Below are 307 nucleotides of genomic sequence, written 5' to 3'. Positions count from 1 at the left end.
CCGAGCGCCACTACGCGACCAATCACCTCATGCCCGGCAACCAGTGGATATTGTGAAAATCCCCATTCGTTATCGATCATTGACAGATCGGAATGACAGATCCCGCAGTAATCCACCTGCACTTCAACATCTTGTGGCTTCAGTTCACCGGGATCGTACTCATAAACTTCCAGTTCGCCACCCGCTTCTTTTGCGGCATAGCTTTTTATCATCGACATTTTTTGGTCCTTCTCTGGTGTGGTCTGGGAAGTGTAGAGCATGGCAGGGCGGGGTGCCTGGAGTGTGACAAAGGTTACACATCGCTGTA

1 protein-coding gene is annotated in these 307 nt (G+C 50.8%); it reads right to left on the bottom strand.

The window, feature by feature from the left end; all coding sequences use genetic code 11:
- Window positions 1-212: alcohol dehydrogenase catalytic domain-containing protein (locus LZP73_RS19810; protein ID WP_442800776.1), on the bottom strand; the 212-nt coding region annotated here is incomplete at its 3' end.
- Between the last annotated feature and the right edge of the window lie 95 nt (window positions 213-307).

It is taken from the genome of Shewanella sp. AS16 (assembly GCF_021412365.1).
Lineage (GTDB): Bacteria > Pseudomonadota > Gammaproteobacteria > Enterobacterales > Shewanellaceae > Shewanella > Shewanella salipaludis.
Note: the sequence above shows the minus strand (reverse complement) of the source record. Positions and strands in the feature narration are given on the sequence as shown.